Annotated in this window: 11 protein-coding genes and 1 pseudogene; 8 read left to right on the plus strand and 4 right to left on the minus strand. The window is 68.6% G+C overall.

Features of this window, described 5'->3' with window-relative positions; all coding sequences use genetic code 11:
* The first annotated feature begins 50 nt into the window (after window positions 1-50).
* The 6 genes from U9983_RS12760 (at window position 51) to U9983_RS12785 (ending at window position 3,896) form a co-directional block, all read left to right on the plus strand.
* Window positions 51-491, plus strand: coding sequence for a nuclear transport factor 2 family protein (locus U9983_RS12760; protein WP_322754228.1), 441 nt, complete (start codon window positions 51-53; stop codon window positions 489-491).
* Window positions 492-501: 10 nt separating this feature from the next.
* Window positions 502-672: a hypothetical protein gene (locus tag U9983_RS12765; RefSeq protein ID WP_322754229.1), complete on the plus strand. Its 171-nt coding sequence runs from the start codon at window positions 502-504 to the stop codon at window positions 670-672.
* Window positions 669-1,553: a nuclear transport factor 2 family protein gene (locus U9983_RS12770; protein WP_322754230.1), complete on the plus strand. Its 885-nt coding sequence runs from the start codon at window positions 669-671 to the stop codon at window positions 1,551-1,553. The genes U9983_RS12765 and U9983_RS12770 overlap by 4 nt, the downstream gene beginning before the upstream one ends.
* A gap of 68 nt (window positions 1,554-1,621) precedes the next feature.
* Window positions 1,622-2,449 carry an SDR family NAD(P)-dependent oxidoreductase gene (locus U9983_RS12775; protein WP_322754231.1) on the plus strand — a complete coding sequence of 276 codons (828 nt, stop codon included), beginning with the start codon at window positions 1,622-1,624 and terminating at the stop codon, window positions 2,447-2,449.
* 100 nt (window positions 2,450-2,549) lie between these two features.
* Window positions 2,550-3,467, plus strand: coding sequence for an SDR family NAD(P)-dependent oxidoreductase (locus tag U9983_RS12780; RefSeq protein WP_322754232.1), 918 nt, complete (start codon window positions 2,550-2,552; stop codon window positions 3,465-3,467).
* Between the two features lie 180 nt (window positions 3,468-3,647).
* Window positions 3,648-3,896, plus strand: coding sequence for a helix-turn-helix domain-containing protein (locus tag U9983_RS12785; protein ID WP_322754233.1), 249 nt, complete (start codon window positions 3,648-3,650; stop codon window positions 3,894-3,896).
* Here the strand turns inward: U9983_RS12785 and U9983_RS12790 are convergent.
* The 3 genes and pseudogenes from U9983_RS12790 to U9983_RS12800 form a co-directional block, all read right to left on the minus strand.
* Window positions 3,862-4,431 (minus strand): hypothetical protein, encoded by a 570-nt coding sequence (locus tag U9983_RS12790; RefSeq protein WP_322754234.1) that lies wholly within the window; start codon window positions 4,429-4,431, stop codon window positions 3,862-3,864. The genes U9983_RS12785 and U9983_RS12790 overlap by 35 nt on opposite strands.
* Window positions 4,432-4,523: 92 nt before the next feature.
* Window positions 4,524-4,751: pseudogene (locus tag U9983_RS12795) on the minus strand (IS5/IS1182 family transposase); the annotation flags it as partial.
* A gap of 9 nt (window positions 4,752-4,760) precedes the next feature.
* Complete coding sequence (locus tag U9983_RS12800) at window positions 4,761-5,042, minus strand: XdhC family protein (RefSeq protein ID WP_322754235.1); 282 nt, start codon at window positions 5,040-5,042, stop codon at window positions 4,761-4,763.
* Between the two features lie 136 nt (window positions 5,043-5,178).
* On the opposite strand from U9983_RS12800, the gene U9983_RS12805 reads away from it, so the two are divergent.
* Window positions 5,179-6,126, plus strand: coding sequence for a PaaI family thioesterase (locus tag U9983_RS12805; RefSeq protein WP_322754236.1), 948 nt, complete (start codon window positions 5,179-5,181; stop codon window positions 6,124-6,126).
* A gap of 28 nt (window positions 6,127-6,154) precedes the next feature.
* On the opposite strand, the gene U9983_RS12810 is transcribed toward U9983_RS12805, so the two are convergent.
* The gene (locus tag U9983_RS12810) at window positions 6,155-6,703 is read right to left on the minus strand and encodes a TIGR03086 family metal-binding protein (RefSeq protein ID WP_322754237.1); all 549 of its coding nucleotides are present in this window, start codon (window positions 6,701-6,703) and stop codon (window positions 6,155-6,157) included.
* A 176-nt stretch (window positions 6,704-6,879) separates the two neighbouring features.
* On the opposite strand from U9983_RS12810, the gene U9983_RS12815 reads away from it, so the two are divergent.
* The coding region (locus tag U9983_RS12815; RefSeq protein ID WP_322754238.1) for a DUF6597 domain-containing transcriptional factor at window positions 6,880-7,630 on the plus strand (751 nt) is incomplete at its 3' end.

Here is a 7,630-nt window from a genome sequence, read left to right on the forward strand (position 1 = left end):
CGTCGACAGCAGTGGCCGTCGACCTCCCGGTCGTGAGGAAGGGGAGCAGCATGGATGCCGCGGACCGCATCGCGATCGCCGACGTCGTCGCCCGCTACTCCGATGCCGTCAATGCGAACGACGCCGCCGCCTGGGCGGAAACGTGGGCGGAGGAGTGCACGTGGCAGCTCGGTCCGGACCGTCTGCTGCGTGGCCGCGACGAGGTGGTGGCGTTCTGGCGGGCGGCCATGGCGAGCTTCGAGTCGGTGCTGCAGATGGTGGGCCACGGCCGCGCCCGCGAGGAGGGCGACGGCGCTGTGGGTTCATGGACGATGTTCGAGGTGGGCCGCCGTGACGGGGTCAACGGCTTGGTGATCGGCTGTTATCAGGACCGTTACACCCGGCAGGAGGGTGCCTGGCTGTTCGCCGAGCGCCGCTTCACCGCCACCTACCGGGGCGGGCTGCCGGACGGGAGCTTCACCGCGCTCCCGTCGCTGCCGGGAAATTTCTGAGGAGGTGCGGATGGCTATTCGACGTCTCGGACCGCTGGAGGTGGCCCCGATGGGGTTTGGCTCACTGATGCTGGACATCGAACAGTGGGCACTGCTCGATGCAACGCTGGACCAGTTCGCACCTGTCGGCGCTTCGCTCCTGCCTGCTGGACAGGCCCGTGATGTCGAGACGGGCACATGAGCGGCGCAACGGCGCCGATCCCCGGCGAACAGGCGGACCCTGGGCGGGAGCGGTCCGAGATCCTGAGTCTGGCGATCCGCTTCGCCGACTTGTGGGCGGTCGATCCGCACCAGATGGCCGACGAGACCTACGCCCCGTCGATCCACATGGAGTCGATGGCGAAGACCACCGTGGTCGACGGCATCGACATGCTCCACCGGCTCGAGGATCGGCTCGCCACGATGGTCCCCGAGCACCGCCACGAGCTCGTCCGCGTCCTCGTGGATCCGCCGGAGGCGTTCCTGGAGACAACCGTGGTGAGCCCGACGACCGGCGAGTACGCCCAGGCAGCCCTGTGGTGGCGGGTCGGCGAGCCGGCCGCCGGACAGGCAGTCCGTCAGGTCGTCGACGAGGTCGGGTGGTTCGACTGGGCCCACCGCCGCGCCGACTCGACGGCCAGCAGGGGAACCGTTCCACCCGACGACCGCCGATGGCGTGGCGGCACAGACTGGTATCACCGTCTGGTCAGTGAGGCGGTAGCCGCATTCAGCGCTGACCCCGCCGCGGCCGCCAGCCGCTACCTTTGCGCTGACCCAGTCGCCACTCACGTCGGTCATACCGAGATCAGCGGACGCGGGCCAGTCCTGGACGTCGTCGAGCGGTTCTCCGCCGTCCTCTCCCGATGTCGGATCGAGGTGAGCCGGGTCATCGGGGACGGGGCTGTTGTTGCGGTGCTGTTCACTCTCGGCAATGCCACGACACAGACCAGGGGGACGCTGGTTGCCACGCTCGACGCCGACGGCGCCGCCCACAGCGTCCGTCTCTACCTGGACTGGGATCATGTTGCTGCGGACTGCCAGGCGCTGGTCCCGCCGCGCAGCGATCCAGCGGCCGATCACTGAGCGCGATCCGTTGACACGCGTCCAGGCGAGCCAGCCCGTACCCGCCGCGAATATGGGAGGACAACACGATGGAGCAGCTCAGCGGAGGAGTCGCTGTCGTAACCGGTGCGGCCAGCGGCATCGGCCGAGCCGTCGCTGCGGCGTTCGCGCGGGAGGGCATGCGCGTCGTGCTGGCAGACATCGAGGCCGCCGCCCTCGATGACGCTGTAACCGAACTGCGCGGTGACGGGCATGACGTCCTGGGCGTCGTCACCGATGTCTCATCCGCCGAGTCCGTCTCCGGCCTTCGCGACCAGGCTGTCGATCACTACGGCACTGTCGATGTCCTGCACAACAATGCAGGCGTCGTCGCCGCCGGACTGATCGAGGACATCCCGCTCGCGACGTGGCGGTGGGTGGTCGACGTGGACCTCTGGAGTGTCATCTATGGCATCCGCGCCTTCGTGCCGCTCATGAAGCGCCAGGGGCGTGGACACGTGATCAACACCGCCTCGACCGCCGGACTTCAGGCCAACCCCGGCATCGGCCCGTACAACGTCGCCAAGTTCGGCGTAGTCGCGATCACCGAGACCCTGCGCGTCGAATGTGAGGGGACGGGTGTGAACGCGAGCGTGCTCTGCCCCGGCGCTGTGAACACCAATATCGTCCGCGCCGAGCGGAACCGGCCCGCGAATGTCCCCGAATCAACCGGCGCTGTCGCGGAGCGGTTCGCGGCCAGCTCCACCCGCCTCCTTGGTGGGCAGGGCATTGCCCCGACCGCGGTCGCGGCCATGGTCGTCGACGCCGTGCGGTCCGAGCGGTTCTGGATCATCACCCATCCCGGCTGGATCGATGTCGCCCGCGACCGGGCTGCGGCGATGGCTGACGGCAGCCTGGTTCGCCGGTTCGCCGGGTAGCGCCGTTTCACGGCGTTGCATCTCGCGCCATGGCGGGACCTCGATCCCGTCGTCACCCGCTTTGTTGGAAACCTGGCACCGAAGAGAACAGAAGGAATCCATGTCCAGCCTTTTTGACATCCGTGGCAAGGTTGTCGTGCTGACCGGGGCCAGCTATGGCCTCGGCGAAGTCATGGCCCTGGCCCTCGCTGATGCGGGCGCAGACCTTGTCCTCGCCGCCCGCAGCGGCGAACTCCTCCAAGCCGTTGCCGACGCTTGCACGCACAAGGGCGTCAAGGCCACCGCCGTGGTCGCAGACGTCTCGAAGGAGGAGGACGTGGCGCGGATTGTATCCAGGGCGATCGAGAGCTACGGCCGCATCGACGTTCTGGTGAACAACGCCGGGATCTCCGATCTTCGGGGCCTGCCTGCGGAGAACTTCGACCTGGAAACCTTCCGCCGTATCGTCGACGTCGACATGGTCGGCGCCTACCTGCTTGCCAGGGACGCCGGCCGGCACATGCTGGCGGCAGGGTCCGGCTCGATCATCAATATCTGCTCGATCCTCGCCAGTGGGGCCAACGAGCTCAGCGTCATCGGCTACACCGCCGCCAAGGGCGCTCTGCTCAACCTGACGTACCAACTTGGCTGCGAGTGGGCCGACCGGGGCGTCCGGGTCAACGCCATCTCGCCGGGGTTCATCGTGACCCCGATGACGGCGCCCGGCCTCGAGGGTTTGGGCGTAGCGGAGTACGTCGCCAGCCGGACCCCGATGCGACGTGTCGGCCGGGCCGAGGAGCTCATCGGGCCGTTGCTGTTCCTCGCCTCAGACGCCTCCAGCTACATCACCGGGCTCAACCTCCTGGTTGACGGCGGTACCAACGCCGGTAACGGCTACTACCAGGTGCAGCCGGGACATCATGGCTGGGGTGCCATGCTGGGGGCGCCGATGGTCGGCGACCCCTATCCCGGGCTGGTCCCCATGCCGGAGCGGTTCGCGCCCTGGAAGGGCGGCATCCCCGGAATGCACACCCCCTGAGGTACGCCGTCCAACTGGTTCCTCCCCGCTGACCGCACGACCGGTACAAATCCGCCGCCGTGTGCGCCGGCGCGCGAGCCTGGTCCGGTAGCGGTACGGCAGTGAAACAGCGCGGGTTCAAACGATCGTAGCGACGTTCCGATAGGATGATCTCGGCAAGGTCGACAGACTGGATGGTGGATGGCCCTGCGCGAGCTGCTGAAAATCGAGGAGCGAGAAATCATCTCCCGGGAACTGAGCCGGCACAAGTCGGCGCGGTATATCGGGCAGATTCTTGGCCGACACCATGTGACGAGATCTCGGGAGATCGACCGGAACGGCGGGGTGGATGGCACTTTCCAGAGCGGCGGCACGGCTGTATGCGTGGTCCGAACACTGGAATTTGATCAAGCTGCTACGGTGATGGACGCTGGAATTCGATCTTCTTGACCTTGTCTGGGTAGAGGTTCACCCGGCCGACGTCTGTTTGCATGATGAAATCGCAGCCGGCGTCAATGGTACCAGTCATGATCGTGCCGGTGGTCAGTGTGATGCGCACGTCGGCGCGCCCGCCCGGGGACAGCGCAACGTCGGAACGCAAAACCTCAAGTACGGTCATCTTTTCGAAGGCGATGTTTTGTGCGTTGTTGAAGTACACTCCGGCGCCGGCGGATACGCAGTATCGGAAGGTTTCTGCTCGGGACCGGTATTGGGTGCCGTCGTTGGCGGTCATGATGGCGATGGCATTCGCCCAGCCGCCCGCCGCCGGTGGAGCGGCACTGGTCTGGGAAACGCTACCGGGCACCGTGGTCGCCGGGTTGGCAACCGGTCCCGGCGGTGGTGTACTGCTGGACCCGCCGAGGACACCGAGCTGGAAGAGAACGGCGAGCAGGCCGCCGATCGCGGTGAGCAGGGCGGCGATACCGGTAAGCGCGCCGAGCGCGGTATGCCAGAAGCCTCTGGCCTGGGGCGGCTGGTCACTCATCGTCGTCCTTCAGGTGAGCACGGAGTTGGCTGACAAATGGTACAAGATTTCCGCCGCTCCTCTAGACGAGCACAAGCGACCTGCAGTAGGTGTCACTTGAGACGGCGGGTGGTGGGTCGACGCTCCCAGCGCCAGGTGATCCGAGCCCTCTGGATCAGACAACGGACAGGGACGAAAGCGGCGGCCAGATAGAGGTGGAAATAGACGATCACGCCGTTCTTCTCGGTGCAGCGGCGAAGCTTGCCGTAGCCGTTCATCCGCGCGTGGGTGCGTTCGCATACCCGGCGTGTGCCGATCTGGATCGGGGCCGGAATGCCCTTTGGGTGATCTCACCGACCAGGCCCGGGGCCGGCTGCGAACGCATCGTCGGCACCGAAGCCAAAGGTCTCCAGGACCGGTTCGCCGGTGGCAAGCACCCGTTGCGCCGTGTCGTACACCGCCCCTTCGACGCAGCCGCCCGAGACGCTTCCGAGCGCCTCGCCAGCGGTGTCGACGGCCATCGCGGCACCGGGAGGCCGGGGCGCGGACGCGCTGGTCGTCACGACGGTGGCCAGGGCGAACGGCGTTTCCGACTCCCACCATCCGAGCAGATCCGCCAGCAGCTCACGCATGAGACCTCACCACCGAGCGATCTGTGGCTGCTCATCCTAGCGGCCGGTCCACGGCCAGCGGGAGGCGCACGACAGTTACGATGCGATCATTTAACGAAGATGGCGAATTGGGGGAGGAGTGTGGAAACCTGGGCGCATGCAGAGCGCTGACCTGGACGGCTACCGTGCCGGGCTGGGGTACGAGGGCCGGCCTGTGCCGGCGTACCAGACCTTTGGCGTGCGGATCGTCGAGGTCGGCGGCGGGCGGGCGGTCGTCCGCCTGGCCGTTGCGCCGCCGCTGCTGGGGACGGACGGCCGGCTGCTCGCGGGCGCCCTCGCCGTGATCGCGGATGCCGCGTGCGGCACCGCCGTCGCTGTGGCCGGCCCCGGTGGACCCCCCATGCTTACTGCCCAACTGAGGCTGGAGGTTGTCCGGCCGCTGCCGGTTGCCCCGGGCTGGCTGACCGCCGACGGCCAGGCCGACTTCGCCGGCGACGACAGCGGGCTGGCCCGCGGGGAGTTGGTCGACGCCGCCGGTGAGCTGGTCGCGGTCACCTCACTGCGCGCGATCAACCCGCAGCGCAGCCTGGCCTCGACCCCTGCCTCGACCCCTGCCTCGCATCCTGACTCGGCACAGATGGACAGCACGCACTCACCGTCGGAAGCGGATCCGACCTCGTCGGCAATCGTGTCCGGAGCCAATCCGCCGGCTGCCGTACCGCCTCTCGCCGGCGCGCTGTCGGCCCTGCTCGGCGTGGTCAGTCGTACCCGCAAGCGCGGGGAGTCCGAGCTGACCCTGCGGCCGGGCCTGCAGGTGGCCAACAGCTTCGGTGCCGTCCACGGTGGTGTGCTCGGGCTGATCGCGCACATCGTCGCCGCCGACGCCCAGGCCACCGTGTTGGTGCCCGGCGAGCGGCTGGTGCCGCTCGACCTCGCCGTCAACTACCTGCGAGGTGTGCCCGCAGGCGGCGAACCCGTCACCGCCGCAGCCACGGTCGCCTACCGGGGCCGACAGTTCGTCGTCGCCGAGGGCGAGCTGCGTAACTCCGATGGGCGCGGCGCCATCCGGTTCTCGTGCGGCGCGCAGATCCGTCGTTCCGGCTGATTTCCACCGGCACCGGTCCGTGTGCTCGTCAGGCACGGCGGCCGAGCACGGCGAGCAGGCGTGTCTGCTCGTCCGCGCCGGGTGGCGGTTGGAGGGCGGGGCCGCACACGTCGGGTCTACGCAGGTCGTCGCCGAAGTACGGCACCAGCTCGAACGCCAGCCGCACCTCGGCCGGGTCCATCCGTTCGTCGAGGCCGGTCGCGCGAGCGAGGTCCCACCGGTGGACCACCTGGTCGAAGCAGATGAAGCGGTCGATCGCCTCGGCGAAGGTACTCGGGCCGCGCCAGCCCTGGAAGGTGGCGCCGGCACGCGCCGGATCGTCGAGGTCGGCCTGGATGGCGTCCCGCGCCGCACGCCACGCGGCGAGGGGGTCGTCGTCGACCGACGCGATGTCGCCCAACTCGCGGCCGACGAGGCCGAGGAACATACCGTGGGTGTCGACCACGTGCCGGACGACGTCGCGCGCCGTCCACCCTTCGCACGGCGACGTGCTCTCCCAGCGGTTGGCGGGTACGGCAGCGACCGTCTCGGTGAAGGCGCCGGCCAGGCGGCGGTACCGGTCAGCGGTGTCGCTCATGGTGTCCTCTCATCCCTCGGTAATGGCGTGTTCCCGGCACGCGGCTCCAGCGTTCCCGAGCGCATGTCCGCGAGTCTTGAACAAACGCGACGCGGTAGCGCCGAAGCCCGCTGTACCGCCGAGACATGCTGTACCGCCGAGGCCCGTGGATGTCTAGCGTGGGCGAGGTGCAACCGATGGTGCGGCCGGTGGAACGCGACGCTCGGGGGATCATCGCACCCGACGTGGGGCTCACTCGGTTCCGTCTCGACCGGTATCCGCCCTCGGCGCAGGTCGCCCGCTTCGTCGACCGCTACTGGGTCGCCACCTGGGACCTCACCGGGCAGGACCCGTTCACCCAGCGCGTCTTCGCCCATCCCGTCGTCAACGCGGTACTCGCCGACGGCGCGTTCACCGTGCACGGCGTGACCACCCGCATCGGTGCCCGGACGCTGTCCGGCGCCGGCCGGGCACTCGGGATCATGTTCCGGCCAGCCGGGTTCCGGCCCTTCGCGGGCGGTTCGATGGCGAAGCTGCGAGACCGGACGCTGCCGTTCGCCGACGTGTTCGGCGCGGATGCCGTGGCCTTACTGGCACACGAGGTGACCGCCGCGGCGGATCCAGTCGGGATGGCCGCGGCCGCCGACCGCTTCCTGGACTCGCAGATGCCGTCGCAGGTGTGGGAGTCCGAGGCGACGAGCGCCCTGGTCGAAAAGGTCGCGGCTGATCCGACCTTCGTCCGGGTCGATGCCCTGGCCGCACTGTGTGCTCTGACTCCCCGCCAGCTCCAACGCCGCTTCGCTGACCACGTCGGAATAGGTCCGAAGGCGACGATCCGCCGCTACCGCTTTTACGAGGCCGCCGAACGCGCTCGCGGCGCTGACGTCGACTGGGCCGACCTCGCCGCCGAACTCGGCTACCGAATTGCGGGCCAGTGCTCCGGCCTCC

This window comes from Protofrankia sp. Cas3 (assembly GCF_963555955.1).
GTDB lineage: Bacteria > Actinomycetota > Actinomycetes > Frankiales > Frankiaceae > Protofrankia.

Coding starts and splice junctions, on each gene's coding strand:
- U9983_RS12780 (WP_322754232.1), top strand. CDS start 2,550: ATGTCCAGCCTTTTTGACATCCGTGGCAAGGTTGTCGTGCTGACCGGG.
- U9983_RS12810 (WP_322754237.1), bottom strand. CDS start 6,703: ATGAGCGACACCGCTGACCGGTACCGCCGCCTGGCCGGCGCCTTCACC.
- U9983_RS12800 (WP_322754235.1), bottom strand. CDS start 5,042: ATGCGTGAGCTGCTGGCGGATCTGCTCGGATGGTGGGAGTCGGAAACG.
- U9983_RS12775 (WP_322754231.1), top strand. CDS start 1,622: ATGGAGCAGCTCAGCGGAGGAGTCGCTGTCGTAACCGGTGCGGCCAGC.
- U9983_RS12760 (WP_322754228.1), top strand. CDS start 51: ATGGATGCCGCGGACCGCATCGCGATCGCCGACGTCGTCGCCCGCTAC.
- U9983_RS12765 (WP_322754229.1), top strand. CDS start 502: ATGGCTATTCGACGTCTCGGACCGCTGGAGGTGGCCCCGATGGGGTTT.
- U9983_RS12790 (WP_322754234.1), bottom strand. CDS start 4,431: ATGAGTGACCAGCCGCCCCAGGCCAGAGGCTTCTGGCATACCGCGCTC.
- U9983_RS12805 (WP_322754236.1), top strand. CDS start 5,179: ATGCAGAGCGCTGACCTGGACGGCTACCGTGCCGGGCTGGGGTACGAG.
- U9983_RS12770 (WP_322754230.1), top strand. CDS start 669: ATGAGCGGCGCAACGGCGCCGATCCCCGGCGAACAGGCGGACCCTGGG.
- U9983_RS12785 (WP_322754233.1), top strand. CDS start 3,648: ATGGCCCTGCGCGAGCTGCTGAAAATCGAGGAGCGAGAAATCATCTCC.